This is a genomic window from Methylobacterium sp. 13MFTsu3.1M2 (assembly GCF_900112625.1).
Taxonomy (GTDB): domain Bacteria; phylum Pseudomonadota; class Alphaproteobacteria; order Rhizobiales; family Beijerinckiaceae; genus Methylobacterium.
Genome location: NZ_FOMM01000009.1, coordinates 100,543 through 117,519, shown reverse-complemented (window position 1 = coordinate 117,519; position 16,977 = coordinate 100,543). Strand labels below are relative to the sequence as shown.

General features: G+C 71.3%; 14 protein-coding genes. 6 read left to right on the top strand and 8 right to left on the bottom strand.

The annotated features are described in order from the left end of the window. Nucleotides 1–11 precede the first annotated feature (11 nt). The 4 genes from mqo to BM314_RS09990 form a co-directional block, all read right to left on the bottom strand. Complete coding sequence (mqo, locus tag BM314_RS10005) at nucleotides 12–1,742, bottom strand: malate dehydrogenase (quinone) (RefSeq protein ID WP_091978032.1); 1,731 nt, start codon at nucleotides 1,740–1,742, stop codon at nucleotides 12–14. Between the two features lie 544 nt (nucleotides 1,743–2,286). Next, nucleotides 2,287–2,835, bottom strand: a complete 549-nt coding sequence (locus BM314_RS10000) for a lipocalin-like domain-containing protein (protein WP_244539908.1) — start codon at nucleotides 2,833–2,835, stop codon at nucleotides 2,287–2,289. 146 nt (nucleotides 2,836–2,981) lie between these two features. After that, nucleotides 2,982–4,106, bottom strand: a complete 1,125-nt coding sequence (locus BM314_RS09995; RefSeq protein WP_091978030.1) for a DUF2778 domain-containing protein — start codon at nucleotides 4,104–4,106, stop codon at nucleotides 2,982–2,984. Nucleotides 4,107–4,335: 229 nt separating this feature from the next. After that, nucleotides 4,336–5,130 (bottom strand): lytic murein transglycosylase, encoded by a 795-nt coding sequence (locus BM314_RS09990; RefSeq protein ID WP_056521389.1) that lies wholly within the window; start codon nucleotides 5,128–5,130, stop codon nucleotides 4,336–4,338. A gap of 676 nt (nucleotides 5,131–5,806) precedes the next feature. Here BM314_RS09990 and BM314_RS09985 point away from each other — a divergent pair. Together BM314_RS09985 and BM314_RS09980 are read left to right on the top strand one after the other, a co-directional pair. Then, nucleotides 5,807–6,493 (top strand): class I SAM-dependent methyltransferase, encoded by a 687-nt coding sequence (locus BM314_RS09985; RefSeq protein WP_091978029.1) that lies wholly within the window; start codon nucleotides 5,807–5,809, stop codon nucleotides 6,491–6,493. Between the two features lie 50 nt (nucleotides 6,494–6,543). Next, a complete protein-coding gene (locus tag BM314_RS09980) occupies nucleotides 6,544–7,155 on the top strand; it encodes a hypothetical protein (protein WP_056521394.1) in 612 nt (203 codons plus the stop codon). Nucleotides 7,156–7,195: 40 nt separating this feature from the next. Here the strand turns inward: BM314_RS09980 and BM314_RS09975 are convergent, their stop codons facing one another. Continuing rightward, nucleotides 7,196–8,887: an aminotransferase class III-fold pyridoxal phosphate-dependent enzyme gene (locus BM314_RS09975; RefSeq protein WP_091978028.1), complete on the bottom strand. Its 1,692-nt coding sequence runs from the start codon at nucleotides 8,885–8,887 to the stop codon at nucleotides 7,196–7,198. A gap of 32 nt (nucleotides 8,888–8,919) precedes the next feature. Here BM314_RS09975 and asd point away from each other — a divergent pair, with 32 nt between their 5' ends. After that, entirely contained in the window at nucleotides 8,920–9,831 is a 912-nt protein-coding gene (gene asd / locus BM314_RS09970) for an archaetidylserine decarboxylase (RefSeq protein ID WP_091978027.1), read from the top strand. 10 nt (nucleotides 9,832–9,841) lie between these two features. Here asd and BM314_RS09965 read toward each other — a convergent pair whose 3' ends face one another. The 3 genes from BM314_RS09965 to BM314_RS09955 all read right to left on the bottom strand — a co-directional run bounded on the left by BM314_RS09965 (nucleotide 9,842) and on the right by BM314_RS09955 (nucleotide 13,061). After that, entirely contained in the window at nucleotides 9,842–11,509 is a 1,668-nt protein-coding gene (locus tag BM314_RS09965; RefSeq protein ID WP_091978026.1) for a methyl-accepting chemotaxis protein, read from the bottom strand. A gap of 400 nt (nucleotides 11,510–11,909) precedes the next feature. After that, the gene (locus BM314_RS09960; RefSeq protein ID WP_020091704.1) at nucleotides 11,910–12,212 is read right to left on the bottom strand and encodes a hypothetical protein; all 303 of its coding nucleotides are present in this window, start codon (nucleotides 12,210–12,212) and stop codon (nucleotides 11,910–11,912) included. A gap of 138 nt (nucleotides 12,213–12,350) precedes the next feature. After that, on the bottom strand, nucleotides 12,351–13,061 hold the full coding sequence (locus tag BM314_RS09955) for a GntR family transcriptional regulator (protein WP_026604719.1): 711 nt from the start codon (nucleotides 13,059–13,061) through the stop codon (nucleotides 12,351–12,353). A 112-nt stretch (nucleotides 13,062–13,173) separates the two neighbouring features. Between BM314_RS09955 and BM314_RS09950 the strand changes: the two genes are divergently transcribed. From BM314_RS09950 to BM314_RS09940, 3 genes are read left to right on the top strand one after another with little or no spacing between them, the layout of a single operon-like run. Then, complete coding sequence (locus BM314_RS09950; RefSeq protein ID WP_091978025.1) at nucleotides 13,174–14,232, top strand: zinc-dependent alcohol dehydrogenase; 1,059 nt, start codon at nucleotides 13,174–13,176, stop codon at nucleotides 14,230–14,232. Beyond that, nucleotides 14,229–15,245 carry an NAD(P)H-quinone oxidoreductase gene (locus BM314_RS09945; RefSeq protein WP_091978024.1) on the top strand — a complete coding sequence of 339 codons (1,017 nt, stop codon included), beginning with the start codon at nucleotides 14,229–14,231 and terminating at the stop codon, nucleotides 15,243–15,245. The genes BM314_RS09950 and BM314_RS09945 overlap by 4 nt, the downstream gene beginning before the upstream one ends. Then, the gene (locus BM314_RS09940) at nucleotides 15,245–16,972 is read left to right on the top strand and encodes an acetolactate synthase catalytic subunit (RefSeq protein ID WP_091978023.1); all 1,728 of its coding nucleotides are present in this window, start codon (nucleotides 15,245–15,247) and stop codon (nucleotides 16,970–16,972) included. The genes BM314_RS09945 and BM314_RS09940 overlap by 1 nt, the downstream gene beginning before the upstream one ends. Nucleotides 16,973–16,977: the final 5 nt, after the last annotated feature.

Here is a 16,977-nt window from a genome sequence, read left to right as displayed (position 1 = left end):
GGACGCGCCACTCACGGCGCGAGGTCGTGGACCGGCTCCTTCACCGGCGTGGCGCTGCTGTTCAGCACGGTGCTGCCGGTCGAGACCGGCTTCAGCACGGCCCGGTCGATCTGCGGCGGGGTCGGGAGCTGGAGCTGCGCGCTCGTGTCGGTCCATTCGCGCGCGACACGGTCGGGATCGTCGTTGAGCTTCGTGCCGTAGCTCGGCACGATCTCCCGGATCTTCGCCTGCCATTCCGGCGTGGCGACCTTCTGGGCGAAGACCTTCTCCAGCACCTGCAGCATGATCGGCGCCGCCGTGGAGGCGCCGGGCGAGGCCCCGAGGAGCGCCGCGATGCTGCCGTCCTTGGCGTTGACGAACTCGGTGCCGAGCTTCAGCACGCCGCCCTTGTTCGGGTCGCGCTTGATGATCTGCACACGCTGCCCCGCCTGCCAGAGGCGCCACTCCTCCTTCTTGGCCTTCGGGAAGTACTCGCGCAGCGCCGCGATCCGGTCGTCGTCCGACAGCATCAGCTGCCCCGCCAGGTACTCGACCAGCGGGAACTCGTCGACGCCGACCTTCATCATCGGCCAGATGTTGCTGGTGGTCGTGGAGCTGAGGAGGTCGAAGTACGAGCCCTCCTTCAGGAACTTGGTCGAGAAGGTCGCGAACGGCCCGAACAGGATCACGCGCTTGCCGTTGATCACGCGGGTGTCGAGATGCGGCACCGACATCGGCGGGGAGCCTACGGACGCCTTGCCGTACGCCTTGGCGAGATGGAGCGTGGCGACGTCGGGATTGTCGTTGATCAGGAACGAGCCGCCCACCGGGAAACCGGCATACTCGTCGCCCTCGGGGATGCCGGATTTCTGCAGGAGGTGCAGGGCACCGCCGCCCGCGCCGATGAACACGAACTTGGCGTCGGTCGTCCGGCGCGTCCCGTCCTTCAGGTTCTTGGCGGTCACCCGCCACGAGCCGTCGCCGTTCTTGGTGATGCTCTCGACCTCGGTCGAGAGCCGGAGGTTGAAGCTCGGCTGCTTCTGCAGGTGAGCGACGTACTGGCGGGTCACCTCGCCCCACTCGCAGTCGGTCCCGAGCGGCGACCAGGTCGCGGCGACCTTCTGCTTCGGGTCGCGGCCCTCCATCATCAGGGGCACCCACTTGCGGAGCTGCTCGGGATCCTCCGAGTACTCCATGCCGGCGAAGAGCGGGCTCGCCTTCAGGGCCTCCCACCGCTTCTTCAGGTAGGCGATGTTGTCGTCGCCCCAGACGAAGCTCATGTGGGGCGTGTAGTTGATGAAGGCGCGCGGGTCCGTCATCACGCCGGTCTTGACCTGATGCGCCAGGAACTGCCGGGTCACCTGGAACGCCTCGTTGATCTCCACCGCCTTGGCGATCTCGATCTGCCCGTTCTTCTTCTCAGGCGTGTAGTTCAGCTCCGCCAGGGCCGAGTGTCCGGTGCCGGCGTTGTTCCAGCCGTTCGAGCTCTCGAGGGCGACCTGATCCAGCCGTTCGACCATCTGGATCGACCAGTTCGGCTCCAGCGCGTTCAGCCAGACGCCCAGCGTCGCGCTCATGATCCCGCCGCCGATCAGCAGCACGTCGACCTTGCTGTTCGCGCCCTCGGCCAGGGCCAGCGCGCCCGGCATGGCCGCCAGCGCCAGGCCGGCGGCGGCCGTGCCGAGGAGCCGCCGCCGGCTCAGGGGCAGCACGTCCGCGGCCCGGCGGTCACGCCGGTGTTGGGTCTCGTCGTCGCCACGCATGGGCAGATCCCGCTTTTGCGTACCGCACGGCCCGATCGGCCGCCGCGCGTACGGAAGACACTCGATGCGACGGGCGCGAATCCCGCCCGTCCGGCCTTCCGGATCGTTTCCCCGTTCCCGTCGCGGCACGCTCGCGGTCTCGCTCGACCCGGCACGACGGTCCTGCCCTGGCCCGCATCGCGTCTGTCGTCCCCGAGCCGCACGGATCGTGGGACGACGGGGCGCGCTCGCGCGACGCAGAGGCCTTCCCTCCGCCTAGGCGCGCGATCTCGCCGGAGAACGGATCACCGGTTCAAGACCTCGCTCGCGCGGTGGCGCGATTGCCGGGTGGGCGGGAAGATGCTGGCTGGCTTGGCTCAGCAGATTGATGGTGGCCTCATAGAGGACGGGGCCTGAAAGGACAATTACTGCCAGGGTTGCAATCGCCGCCATCCTGTCAGTCCGTCGCGACGACCGGCGCGCATGGCGGCGACCCGCCGATAGACTGGCCGCGATCGGTCGCCCGGTCCGTCGCTCGACGCGACGGCGTGGCGAAGGCGCGCCGCTACGGGATGTGCTTGAACCGGATGATGCTGCGCGACAGGCGGCCGTCATCCCAGTTGGGCATCACGCGCCAGGGAGTCGTGACGTCGGCGTAGTCGCCCTCGATATGGATGGTGCGGCGCTGCTCGGTGCCGACCCATTCGGGCGCCCACGCGGTCTGCACGCTGGTGACCCACTGGTCACCCTCGATCCGGTAGCGGCCGATATAGGCGACGAGGGTCTTCATCAGCGCGGCCCGCTCGGCGTCGGTGGTCGCCGGCGTGCGGGCGCTGCCCTCGAGGTTGAAGGCGACCCAGCCGTCCTTGGTGAAGATGACGCGACCGCGCGGCGTGCCGCCCATGGCGTCGACGAGTGTGCCGGTCTCCTTGTCCTCGACCTTGTAGGAGACGAGTTCCCAGGTGCCGACGATCCGGTCCGCCACTCGCGCCCCGACCACCGCCGCGCCGACGCGGTCCGGCGCGGAGGCGCTCCAGGCCAAGTCGGCCGCTAGGACACCGGAGAGCGCCAGGAGGATACGGACGGCCGCGGCGGCCGATCGTTGTGCGGGCATGGTGTGGACCGGGGACTCGCGTGTCGCGGCGCCGGATCGCGCCGCCACCGCGTTCTGCGGGCCGGCAGGGCGCGTTCCAAGCGCCGCGCGAGCAGTGCTGGTAGACCGTCTGCGCGCTTGCGGCCGTTGCCGCGGGCGAGCCGTCGTCAGCCGCCGTTGCGGGCCATGCGGGTCGTGACCGTGCCGGCGGCGAGGCTCGGCAGCGGGTCCTGCGTGCCGCTGACGACCACCAGACGCTGAACCTCGCCGCGCAGGAAGGCCTGGAGGAACCGGTCGTAGTCGCGGAACGACACGCAGCCGTTCGAGTCGCCGCGCGGGCCCAGCATATAGGTGTGTGCCAGAAGGCCGACACGGCCGTAGACCGCCTCGTTGCCGCCGACCGGCGTGAGGCGGATCGCCCGCACGCCGTGGAAGGGCCGTTCGCGCTCGGTGAGATCGTAGGTGCCGGGCGGAGTCGGGCCGCGCATCCGGACGTTGACGAGGCGCGGCTCGTCCAGCCCCTCGCCCAGGCCGGAATGCGCCTCCAGGCGCTCGCCGTTCGGAAGGGTCACGGTCCGGGCGGCGATGTTGTAGACCGCGATGCCGGCCGAGGGGCCCGGATCCCGGGCCGGGGCCAGCGGCGGCGAGACGCGCTGCTGCGGCGGCGCGACGTCGGCCGGCTTGCTCTCGAGCGCCGTGTAGGCCAGCGCCGGTCCGCGCTCGATGCCGAACAGCTTCTCGATGAACGAGCGCTCTTCGGGTTGGGGGATAGGCTGAGCCGCCGGCGGCATCTCGCGGCGCGCCATGCGCCGGTCGGACCGCCGGGCGAGTGCGGTGCCCGCGGGCCCGCGGAACTCGGGCGGACGGGGGATCGGCAGCGGGACCACCATCGCGCTGAGCGGTGTCTCGGTGACCTGCGTTCCGGGCTGCGCGACGGCGCCGGCATCGGCGCCTTCAGGGGCGGGTTCGGGCGTCAGCGAGGGTGGGGCGATCTGATTCCAGGCCCATCGTGACTGCGAGTTGCCGAGGGCGTCGCGACCGGGCTCGGGCGATTCGGCGGCCTCCGGCTCGGCGGCGGCGGTCTCGGCCCTGTCCTCCGCGGACGGTGCGGGCACCGGCGCTTCCGTCCGGGTGTTCTCGATGCCGGTTACCGGGACCGGGGCGCGATGCAGGACGCTGCCTCCGAGGGCGGCGAGCGTCACCGCGCCGGTGAGCACCGTCAGGGGCGCGAGCCACGTGCTGCGCGCGTTCCGGGTCTTGAGGCCGTCCAGCGGCACGGATTCGACAGCCATCGCGGTTGCCCATGCTCCTCGTCGCGAGGCGGGGCTTGCCGGCTGCCGCCCTCCGCACAGGATACGGATCCGCGGCGGGCGGACCGGCCCCGCTCAGCGTGAGACAGCGGGGTCGGGCCGGCTTTTCTGGGGCGATGCGATGGTCGATCTTGGCTCGATCGGGACCATTTTCGGGCGCGCCGCCGCAGTTCTCGCAATACGTCTCGGTCTATTCGAGGCCGAGATACTGCTAATTGTTGTCGATCTGGCGCCCGAGAATGGCGATCGCCTTCTCGTAGACCGGCGCCGCGTTCCAGCCCTGGATCGCCGCGAAGTTCGGCTCGCCGGGCTGGTAGCCGGCGCCGGCCCGCCAGCCATGGGCCTTGAGGAAATTGGCCGTGGACGACAGGGCGGCGCCGACGTTGTTGAGGTCGCCGGTGCCGTAGGCCAGCACGTTCTTCGGCAGGAACTGGGTGTGCCCGACCTCGCCGTGCGCCGCGCCGCGGGTATTCGGTGTCAGGAGCCCGCGATCGACCAGGGTCAGCGCAGCGTAGAGCTGGTCCGTGAAGTATTCGGAACGCCGGCAATCGTAGGCGAGCGTCGCCACCGCGGAGAGCGTGTTGACGTTGCCGCGCACCGCGCCGAAGCCGGTCTCCATGCCCCAGATCGCCAGGAGCGGGCCCGGCGGAACGCCGTAGCGCTGCTCGATCGAGTCGAAGAGGGCCGCGTTCTGCTGCTTCAGCGCGCGGCCCCGCTTGACGATGGTTGGGCCGCCGCGCTTGGCGAGAAACTGCTCCAGCGACAGCTTGAAGCTGTGCTGCCCCCGGTCCGCCGAGATGGTGGCGGTCGAGTAGGTTGTGTTCTGCAGCGCCGCGAGGCTGGCCGCGCTGGCCCGGCCGCGCGCCTCCTCGGCGAATTGCCGCTTCCACGCATCGAAGCCGGCCGCGGTGTTGCCGCACTGCGCGGCCTGCGCCTGCCCGGCGCTGAGAGCGATCCCGGCGATGGCCGCGACCGCGATGGTCTGACGCCGCAAATTCTCGATCACGCGAAACACTCCTTCGGCGCGTCGTCGCGCCCTGTCCTGCTGGGGATACCGGGTCACATCTCGTCGATATCAGGGCGAGAAGATGTCGAAGGCGCGACCTGCAGGCTTCCCGCCCTCAAATCATCGCGCATCTCGGGATCTGCGACGAGGCCGCAACGGCAGGGTGTTCGGAGCATCGTGAACACCGCGTGTGCGAGAAGCCGAAGCACGGCCGACGCGCGGCCGAGGCGTTCGTCACCGGGCAAGATCAGGTAGCTCGAAGGGTCGCATATCACCCCTCGTGCATAGATGTCGCGCGTGGTACATCAGTATTTTGCCAGCAAATGGAATGGCCGTTTGCGTGTTTGACGGATATGTCACAAGCTTGTCAAACGAACGACATAGCTTTGCCGGCGGAAAGACTTCTGCGGAGAGGCGGCGTGGGGTCGTTGATGATCCGGGCGGCGTGGCATGATCGAGATCCTGCCTCCCTCGCCCGTCCTGACCGCTCCCTGCCTTGTCGCGACGCCGCTCGGCGCTCTCGGGGCGGACAAGCGCGAGCCCTTGGCCGGATCTTGGTCTGACCAACGGACGCGCGGTGACGCGAACTGAGCTGGTGAACGCCTGCCTCAGACCTGCAGCCGACGGTCGAGGCGAGCCGTCGGGCCGACCTAGCCGACAACGAGACAGGACGCCCATGGCCCTCGGAATGCACGACACCGGTTCCTCGCGCGCGGGCACGCTCGGGCCCGATCTCGACCGCGACGGCGTCGCCAAGGCCTACGGCCGCTGGGCCCCGGTCTACGATCTGGTCTTCGGACCCGTCTTCGCGCAGGGCCGTACCCTGGCGGCGGCCGCCGCCGAACGGATCGGCGGCCGCATCCTGGAAGTCGGCGTCGGCACCGGCCTGTCGCTGCCGGCCTACAGGCGCGCCCGCAGCATCGTCGGCATCGATATTTCGGCCCCCATGCTCGAGAAGGCGCGTCAGCGCGTGGCGCGGCTGCGTCTGCGCAACGTGGAGCGCCTCGCCGTCATGGACGCCGAGCAGCTCGACTTCCCGGACGCCGCCTTCGACGTGGTGGTGGCGCAGTACGTCGTCACGGCTGTCCCCCATCCCGAGGCGGCGCTGGACGAGTTCGCCCGGGTGCTGCGCCCCGGCGGCGAGATCGTGATCACCACGCGGATCGGCGCCGAGGCCGGCCTGCGGCGCGCGGTGGAGCGCACCCTCGCTCCGGTGACGAGTCGCCTCGGATGGCGGACCGAGTTCGCCTGGGAGCGCTACGCGGCCTGGGCCGCCGGCGCGCCGGTGGAGATCGTCGAGCGCCGGGCGCTCCCGCCGCTCGGCCACTTCTCCCTGCTGCGCCTGCGCAAGCGCGCCGCCTGAACGCGCATCAGCTTCGACCAACCCACCACCATCGATCGGGGACCCACATCATGGCGAGTTTTCGGGAGGCACTGCGCGTCCAGCGCTGGGACGACCACCGCTATTATCACCACAACCGCGTCAATCAGAGCTTGCACGTGGTGAGCGCGATCAGCTTCCTGGTCGCCTACGCCCTGGCGTTCAGGGATCCGGCCACGGCGGCCCTGATCGGCTGGCTGGTGGCGATGACCTCGCGGCAGGCCGGCCACCTGTTCTTCGAGCCCAAAGGCTACGACCACGTCAACGACGCGACCCACGAGCACAAGGAGGAGATCAAGGTCGGCTACAACCTGCAGCGGAAGGTCGTGCTCCTGGCGATCTGGGCCCTGTCGCCCCTGCCGCTCTACTTCGACCCGAGCCTGTTCGGCCTGATCGCGCCGCACCAGAGCACCGCGGACCTGATCCGCAACGTCGGCTGGATCTGGCTGTGGCTGGCGCTCGCCGGCCTGCTGTTCCGGATGCTGCAGCTCTTCGTCCAGCGCGACGTCCAGACCGGCCTCGTCTGGGTGACCAAGATCCTCACCGACCCGTTCCACGACATCAAGCTCTACCACAAGGCGCCGCTGGCCCTGCTGCATGGCGAGCTGGTCGAGGAGCGGGAGCCGCACGAGCGCGGCGCCTGAGCATAGGTCGCGCGCCGGGCCCGTCGCCCGGCGCGCCGGATCAGCCCAGATCCGGTGCCCGCAGGCCCAGGCGGGCCCCGAGGCCGCCCAGGCGGATGGCCGCGACCTCCCGCAGGATCGACCGGCGGATCGCCCTGTCGCTCGGCGCGCCGCTGTCCCACCAGCCGTCCGCCCGCATGGCCCGCGCCGCCGCCTCGAAGCGCGTCGCCACGGCCTCGAAGGCCGCGTCGTCGTACGCGAGGCTGAAGATCATCCGGCCGGTCCCGACCCACGACAGGGCCAGCCCCTCGGCGCGCAGGTAGAATTGCAGCATCCAGTTGTAGCGCGACGGCTCGGTGTACAGGACCGTCCACACCGTCGACATGTTGGCGACCCGCACCGGCAGGCCGGCCTCCGCCAGCCGGGCGTTCAGGTGACGCGCGCGCGCGTCCCAGGTCGCGTCGAGGTCGGCGTAGAGTGCGGTCACCGCCGGGCTTTCGAGCCGGTCGAGGAACGCGCCCATCGCGCCCATCACGTAGGGATGGGCGTTGAAGGTGCCCCGCGCGAAGCAGATGTCGACGGGCCGGTCCTCTCTGTACCGGCGCATCAGGTCGGCGCGCCCGCAGAGAACGCCGACCGGCAGGCCGCCCCCCAGGGTCTTGCCGTAGGTGACCATGTCGGCGCGCACGCCGAAATACGCCTGCGCGCCGCCGTGGGCCAGCCGGAAGCCGAGGAAGACCTCGTCGAGGATCAGCACGATGCCGCGGGCACTGCACACCGCCCGGAGGTCGTGGAGCCACTTGGTGTAGGCGGCGCGGTCGAAGGACGCCCTGCGGCCGCTGTCGACCAGCGCGGAATCGGCCGGCGCGCCGGCATTCGGGTGCATCGCCTGGAGCGGGTTGACCAGGACGCAGGCGACGTCGCGGCGGCCGGCGAGCACCCGCAGCGTCCGTTCGGACATGTCGGCCAGGGTGAGCGTGTCGCGGGTCGGGACCGGGTTGCCGATGCCCGGCTGCACCTCGCCCCACCAGCCGTGATAGGCGCCGCACAGGCGGACGATCCGGCGGCGGCCGGTGTGGTAGCGGGCGAGCCGCACGGCCTGCATCACCGCCTCGGTCCCGGACATGTGGAACGAGACCTCGTCGAGGCCCGAGATCGCCTTCAGCCGCGCGACGTTGCCGGTGACGACCGGGTGGAGCGGCCCGAGCACGGGACCGAGGGCCGAGACCCGCGCCGCGCCCTCTTCCAGGCAGGCCCGATAGAAATCGACGCCGAACAGGTTCACGCCGTAGGAGCCGGCGAGGTCGTAGAAGACGTTCCCGTCGAGGTCCGTGACGGTGACGCCGGCGGCGGCGGCCGCGAAGGCGCCGGTGCCGAGATGGGCGCGCACGTGCCGGGCGTACTGGAACGGCACCCGGTAGAGCCCGGTGAACTGGAGATCGGAGAGCCCGTCGCGGACCGCCTCGGTCTCGGCGCGTGTCCGGGCGAAGCGCGCCCGGAACAGGTCGGAGAGCCGCGCGAAGCCGGCCTCGCGCCGGCGCGCCACCGCCTCGTCCGGATCGTCCGACCGGAAGAAGGCGCGCTCCGAGTAGGCGTAGTTCGGGATCAGCCCGGCGACGCGCCGGGCCATGCGGGCGTGGCCGGTGAGCGAGCGATGCTTCGCCCGGGAGAGCTGCAGGCGCTCGGCCGCCCGTGGCAGGGCGAGCACCGCGGCGACGGTGGTGGCGGACAGGGTGACGAGGAGCGCGGACATCGCCCCGCGCCCTACCGGAGGCGGTTCACGGCATGATGACGGTTTCCGGATCCCGGCTGCGGACGGTCCTGGCGCGTGTCGGGGCGCAGGAGGATCTCAACTTCCTGCTGACGAACCGCCTGCCGCGCCGTCTCGCCACCCGCTTCATGGGCTGGTTCAGCCGGATCGAGCAGCCGCTGATCCGCGACCTCTCGATATCGACCTGGCGGCTGTTCTGCGACGTCGACCTCCGCGACGCGCGGGAGACACGCTTCCCCAGCCTCCACGCCGCCTTCGTGCGCGCCCTGCGTCCCGGTGCGCGGCCGATCGCGGCCGATCCGGCCGTGCTCACGAGCCCCAGCGACGCGATTCTCGGGGCCCATGGGCGCATCGAGGCCGGACGCCTGTTCCAGATCAAGGGCCTGTCCTACCCGCTCGCCGACCTGCTCGGCGGGGACGTCGCGCTGGCGCGCGCCCACGAGGGCGGCAGCTACGCCACCCTGCGCCTGACGGCCGGGATGTACCATCGATTCCACGCGCCGCACGACCTGCGGGTCGAGTCGGTGCGCCATATCTGGGGCGACACCTGGAACGTGAATCCGATCGCCCTGAAACGCGTCGAGGCGCTGTTCTGTCGGAACGAGCGCGCCGTCCTGCGCTTGCGCCTCGCGGAGGGCGGCCACGCGGTGACGCTGGTTCCGGTGGCGGCCATCCTCGTTGCCGGGCTGCGGCTCGGCTTCCTGCCCGAGGGTCTCGCCCTGCGCGAGACGGGCGGACGGACCCAGCCCACCGCGGCGCGCCTCGCGAAGGGCGCCGAGATGGGCTGGTTCGAGCACGGCTCCACCATCGTGGTGCTGACGCCTCCGGGCTTCACGCTCTGCCCCGGGCTCGCCGTCGGATCGATCCTGCGGGTCGGCGAGCCCCTGATGCGGCTGCCACCGCTTCCCGGATCGCCCGGCCCCTGAGCGTGTCGCCTCAGGCGGCCCGCACCGCCGCCAGGTACTCCGCGACCGCCGCGTTCAGGGTCTCCGACTGTCGCGACAGGGCGGTGGCCGCGTCCAGGGCCGCGGCCGCGGTCCGGCCGGTCTCGCCCGCGGCCTGCGTGATGCGCCCGATCGTGACCGTGACCGCCTGGGTGCCGTCGGCGGCCTGGCTGACGTTCCGCACGATCTCCTGCGTCACCGCCTCCTGCTCCTCCATCGCGGCCGCGACGCCCGTGGCGATGGTCCGAAGGTCCAGGACAGCGGCGGTGATCGCCTGGATGACGTCGACCGCGCGGTGGGTCTCCTTCTGAATGGTCGCGACCTGCTCGGAGATCGTCTCGGTCGCCCGGACGGTCTGCGCCGCCAGCGCCTTGACCTCTGTGGCGACGACGGCGAAGCCGCGTCCCGCCTCCCCGGCGCGGGCCGCCTCGATGGTGGCATTGAGCGCGAGCAGGTTCGTCTGCGCGGCGATCCCGGCGATCAGGCTGACCACGGTCCCGATCCGCTCGGCGCCGTCGGCGAGGCTCATCACGAGGGTGTTCGTCTCCGACGCCTCAGTGGCCGCGCGCCGGGCCATGTCCGAGGAGCGCGTGATCTGGCCGTTGATGGACCCGATCGACGTGGCCAGTTCCTCGCCGGCCGCCGCGACGGTCTGAACGTTGACCGCTGTCTGCTCGGCCGCCGAGGACACCTGGAGCAGCTGCGTCGCGGTCTCGCCGGCGCTCCGGTCCATCGTCGCGGCGGCGGCTTCCATGGACGAGGCGCTGGCGGACAGCGCCTCGGTCAGGCGATCCATCCGGGCACGGAACGCCGCGGTGGCGCTGTCCAACGTCTCGGCGCGGCGCGCCTTCGCGGCCGCCTCGTTGGCGGCGGCAGCATCCGTCGCGCGCTTCGCGACGAGCGCGTCCTTGAAGACCTGGACAGCCTTGAGCATCGCGCCGATCTCGTCGCCGCGGTCCGCACCGTCGATCCGCACGTCGAGATCGCCCGCGGCGAGACGGGTCATCGTCGCCGTGGTCCGCGCGATCGGGCGGGTGACTTGGACGAGGATCACGCAGATGCCGTACCCGACCGCGAGCGCGGCCCCGGCGAGTGTCGCGAAGAGCAGGATTCGCAGGCGCCGCGCCATCGCGTCCGCGCGTTCGAACTCGGCGCGGGCCTCGCGGACCTGCAGGTCGGACAACTCGCCGATGGTCGCCGTCGTCGGACCCATCGCGCGGAGCAGATCGATCCGGGTCGCGGCCACAGCGTCGAGGTCCCCCTTCGTCAAGGCGCGGACGAGGTCGGTGACGATCGCCACGTCTCGATCGAATCGCGTCGTCAGGCTCGCGACGAGCTGTGCCTCCTCGGGCGTGAGGTACGTGGTCAGGTAAGCGGACCAGGCTTCCTTCGCCCGTGCCAGCTGGCGATCGAGGATCGTCACGGCTTCGGCCGCCTGAATCGCGTGGAACTCGAAATCCCGCGTCGCGGTCAGCATGGCATCGAAGGCATCGCGCATCGCGCCGAACTGGCTGAGCGGCATGACCCTGTCGGCGTAGATCGATTCGAGGCCCCGGAAATCTCTGTAGAGCGCGTAATTGCTGAGCGCTGCTGATCCTACGAGGAGTGTACCGAGCACCGCGAGAAGCGCGAAAAGCCTACCTTTGATCGTGTGAATCATCGATGGCGACCGTATCGTAGTCGGAGTCTCGAGCAACGATGGCGGTCTAACACTCCGCATGAGCGTTTCAAGAATTTTCGTGTACTTCGAGACGGCGATGTCGTGGAGATTTCACGCCGTTGGATCTAGTGTTTTGAGGAAAACGACAGTTTTATTGAGATAATGACTTGTTCATTGGTCCGATCGTGCGAGCAATGCTAATTCTGTTCCTCGGATGGACGTTGAAGCGCGGGCGTTCAGGTGATGCGTCCAGTTCGATGCCGGCGGCTCCGTGAACGCCGCGCAGCACCACAGCTACGACTCGCGCACAGCGCCGTCAGTTCTGCGGAACGGTGTCCTGCTGTAGCCCGGCATACAGACCTTCGGGTGTCGGGCCGCGTTCGACGACGAAGTTTGCCGCTCAGCGCTGCACGGCCTCGATATCATCCTCGTAGATCGAGTCCGGCTGGCAGGCGTGCCATTCCTTCTTCTCGTCCGCCTGCCCCTTGCGGCCCCAGCAATAGCCCGCCTGCGCCAGGCGTCCGCTCAGCCGATCGCGCAGCCGACACTGCTCCCGCGTGATGGCGGGATCGCCGGTGCTCTCGCAGGCGCGTGCGGCGTTCGCCTCCGCCGTCAGCAATTCCGGGACGGTCGGAAGCTGCTGCTGGGCGCGCGCGCCCGTGGCGGCGAAGACCAGAGCGAGGACGGCGAGATCGGCGCGCATGGGGGCACGATAATCGAGCTCCGGCGTTCCGCAACCGCGGGCCGGTCTTCGCCGGCGCCTTCGGGGCAGTGGCCGCCGAGGTCGGCTCGTTGCTTCGGCCACCGATCGATCGCTCGTGGACTCTCCGCGAGCCGGTCATCACCCTGTGGCGGCCGCGCGGACATGCGCGAACAGGCCGCTCCCGCCGCGCTCGATGTCCTCGCGCACGGCATCCCGGGCCGCCTCCGGGTCACCGCGGCGCAGGGCGTCGATGATGCGGCGATGAGGGTGCGGTTCCCAGTCGGGGACGCCGTCATCGTAGAGGTGCGACAGGATCGGGCCGCAGCGCACCCACAGCAACTCCACGATCTCGTACAGGATCGGCATCTGCCCGAGCCTGCACAGCGTCAGGTGAAACTCGGTGTTGAGATTCACCGCCCGCGCGAAGTCGCGGCTCGCGTGACAGTGCGAGATCTGCGCGTGGATCGCCTCGAGGTCGTCGACCTCGGCCGCGCGGCTGGCTGCCCCAGCGGCGGCGGCACGCCCCTCGAGATCGGTGCGGATCGCCCGGATCTCCAGGAGCTGATCCAAGGTCAGGCGGGGCACGACGACGCTGCCGCGCGCGTCGAGGGCGAGGGCCTTCTCGGCGACGAGCCTGAGGAGGGCCTCGCGCATGGGAGTCGCGCTGATGCCGAACCGGGCCGACATCGGCCGGAGCCGCAGGCGCGTGTCGGGTCGCAACTGCCCGCGCATCAGCGCGACGCGCAACTCGCGGTAGGCCCGCTCGCTCAGGCTCTCCTTGACGATCGGACGGACCCAGTCCGGCACGATATCGCCTGTTTCCGGTTCGGACGCCGAAGCGCTTGACATATTCCTCCCCTTCGTCCGATGTTTGTTATAACAAATTACGCCTAGCGTCGACGGCACGTGCCGCGAGGCAGGCCGCCGGGCCGGCAGGCTCGGCGGGAGACAGGGGACGGAAATGCTTGCGTTGCGCAAGGCGACCGCCGCCTTCGGGGCGGACCTCGTCCACGTCGATGCGCCCGCTGCCCCGGGCATGGGACGCGTCACCGTCGCGGTCGCCGCGGCCGGCATCTGCGGCAGCGACGTCCACGCCTTCGAGTGGACCCCGGGCTACGGGTTCATGACCGCGTTCATGCCGGTCACTCTCGGTCACGAGTTCTCCGGGACGGTCCGGGCGGTGGGGGACGGCGTGACCGCGCTCGCGGTCGGCGACCGGGTCACCTGCTGGCCGACGGTGCCGTGCGGCGCCTGCGCGGCCTGCGCCGCCGCGCGGCCGCAGGATTGCCAGGGCCGCCGCATCGTCGGCCTGCACGCCGACGGGGCCTTCGCCGATCAGGTCGTCGTCCCGGCCGACAATTGCCGCCGCCTGCCGGACGGGTTGCCGCTGACCGTCGCGGCTCTGGCCGAGCCGCTGGCGGTCGCGGTCAACGCGGTGGACGTCGCGGAGGTGGGTCCCGGCGACCGCGTGGCGGTGCTCGGGCCAGGCCCGATCGGCCTCTGCATCGCCTTCGTGGCACAGCATCGGGGCGCGGACGTGCTGCTCGCCGGGCTCGACGACGCCGCGCGCCTCGACCTCGCCCGGCGGATCGGCATCCGCCACACGGTCGATCTCGCCGGCATCGGCCTGGACGACGCCGTCCGGCGCGCCTTCGACGGGGAGGCCGACCGGGTGATCGAGGCGACCGGTTCCGCCCGGTCGGTCAGTGACGGGTTGGCCGTCCTGCGCTCGGGCGGCGTGATGGTGGTGGCCGGCATCCATTCCGGCTCCCTCGACCTCGACCTGACGGGTTTCGTGCGCAGCAAGAAGCAGCTGCGCGCGGCCCACGACACGACGGCGCGCGCCTTCGACGCCGCGCTCGCGCTCCTCGCGGCGCATGCCGGGACGCTGGAGGCGCTGATCACCCACCGCCGCCCCCTCGCGGAAGCCGGGGCGGCGTTCGAGCTGGCGCGCAGCCGGCAGGCCATGAAGGTGCTGCTTCTCCCGGAAGCGGCGGCGAGCCGGGAAACGGAGCGATGAACATGGGCATGCGAGCCGTGATCGCCGACGGACAGGGCGGTCCCGAGGTCCTCCGGATCGTCGAGCGTCCGCGCCCGGAGCCGGGACAGGGCCAGGTGCTCGTGCGCGTCGAGGCCGCGGGCATCAACCGTCCGGACGTGATGCAGCGCGAGGGCCGCTACCCGCCGCCCCCCGGCGCCTCGGACGTGCTCGGGCTCGAACTCGCCGGGATCGTCGAGGCGCTCGGGCCCGGCGCGGGCCGCTTCCGGACCGGGGACCGGGTGATGGCGCTGGTCCATAGCGGCGCCTACGCCGAGTGGGCCGTCGTCGACGAGGCGGTCGCTCTGCCCGTGCCGGAGGGCCTCCCGGCGGTCGAGGCGGGGGCGATCCCCGAGACCTACTTCACCGTCTGGAGCAACGTGTTCGAGCGCGCCCGGCTGCAGGCGGGCGAGAGCCTCCTGATCCACGGCGGCTCCTCGGGCATCGGCACCACGGCGATCCTGCTGGCGAAGGCCCGGGGCGCCCGGGTGATCGTCACCGCGGGCTCGCCCGAGAAATGCGCGGCCTGCCTGACGCTCGGCGCGGACGCGGCCATCGATTATCGGCGGGAGGATTTCGTCGCCGCGGCCAGGGCCGCCACCGGCGGGAGCGGGCCCGACGTGATCCTCGACATGGTCGGCGGCCCCTACATCGCCCGCAACCTCGATGCCGTGGCGGTCGACGGGCGCATCGCGCAGATCGCCTTCCAGCAGGGCTCGCGGGTGGCGGAGATCGACTTCCAGCCGCTGCTGATGAAGCGGGTGACGCTCACGGGCTCGACGCTGCGCGCCCGGCCGGTGGCCCTGAAGGCGCGCCTCGCCGAGGCCCTCGCCGAGCACGTCCTGCCGCTGCTCGCGGCGGGCCGCGCGCGGCCGCCGATCGATTCCGTGTTCCCGTTCGAGCGGGTCGCGGAGGCCCATGCCCGCATGGATGCGGGCCAGCATATCGGGAAGATCGTCCTGTCGATGGGCGACGCCGCGCAGGGGAGCCGCTGATGTCCGAGATGTCCGAGCGCGCCAACATGACCGGTGCCCACGCCCTCGCGGCCGCGCTCCACCGGCACGGCGTCCGCGACGTGTTCGGCCAGAGCATCCCCTCGGCGCTGTTCCTGGCCGCGCCGCACCACGGCATCCGCCAGATCGGCTACCGCACCGAGAACGCGGGCGCCGCCATGGCCGACGCCTACGCGCGGATCTCCGGCCGGGTCGCGGTGGTCGCGGCCCAGAACGGGCCCGCCGCGACCCTGCTGGTGCCGGGCCTCGCGGAAGCCCTGAAGGCCTCGATTCCGGTCGTGGCGATCGTCCAGGACGTCCACCGCCGCTTCACCGAACGGAACGCCTTCCAGGAACTGGACCACCTCGCCCTGTTCGCGGGCGTCGCCAAGTGGGTCCGCCGGGTCGCGGTCGCCGAGCGCATCGACGACTACGTCGACATGGCCTTCGCGGCCGCGGCCTCCGGGCGGCCCGGGCCGGCGGTGCTGCTGGTGCCCCTGGACCTCCTCGACGAGCGGCCGGACTTCGAGGCCGCCGCGCCGCGCCGGTCGGCGAGCCTGGGCACCTACCCCCTCGACCGCACGATCGCCGACCCGGCCCGGATCGCCGAGGCCGCGGACCTGATCGCCGGCGCGCGGCGTCCCCTCGTGATCGCGGGTGGCGGCGTCCATTCCTCCGGGGCCTACCCGGAACTCGCCGCCCTGCAGGGTCTCGGACTGCCGGTCGCCACCACGGTGATGGGCAAGGGGGCCGTCGCCGAGACCGACCCGCTCTCCGTCGGCGTCGTCGGGTACTTCATGGCGCCGCGGGCGCGCTCGTCCCATCTGCGCAGCCTCGTCACGGAGGCCGACGTCGTCCTCCTCGTCGGAAACCGCACCAACCAGAACGGCACCGACAGCTGGTCGCTCTACCCGGCGGACGCCCGCTTCATCCATCTCGACGTCGACGGGGGCGAGGTCGGCCGCAACTACGAGGCCCTGCGCCTCGTCGGCGACGCCAAGCTGACCCTCGCCGCCCTCGCCGAGGCGCTCCGGCAGCGCGACCTCGCGGGATTGGAGGGCCGCCGCGCGCCGCTCGCCGACACGATCGCCCGCGCCCGCGAGGCCCAGGCCGGCGACATGGCCCGCCTCGTCGACATGGAGGCCGCGCCGATCCGGCCGGAGCGGATCATGGCGGAGATCGACGCGGTGACGACCGCCGAGACCGTCGTCGTCGCCGACGCGAGCTACGCCTCGATCTGGATCGCCAACTTCCTGACGGCGCGGAAGGCCGGCCAGCGCTTCCTGACGCCGCGCGGCATCGCGGGCCTCGGCTGGGGCCTGCCCTTCGCCCTCGGCGCCAAGGCCGCCCGCCCGGACGCGCCCGTGATCTGCGTGACCGGCGACGGCGGCTTCGGCCACGTCTGGTCGGAGCTGGAGACGGCGCGGCGGATGCGGCTGCCGGTCACCGTCGTCGTCCTGAACAACCAGATCCTCGGTTACCAGAAGCACGCGGAGCTGAGCCTGTTCGGCGACTTCACCGACGTCTGCGACTTCGAGGCGGTCGACCACGCCGCCATCGCGCGGGCCTGCGGCTGTGCCGGGACGCGGGTCGAGCGCCCCGAGGATCTCGCACCGGCGCTGCGCGACGCGCTCGCCGGCGGCGCCGTGACGGTGATCGACGTGATCACCGACCAGCGCGCCTACCCGCCGATCACCAGCTTCGAGGGCAAGGACGCCCTCGCCTACTGACGCCG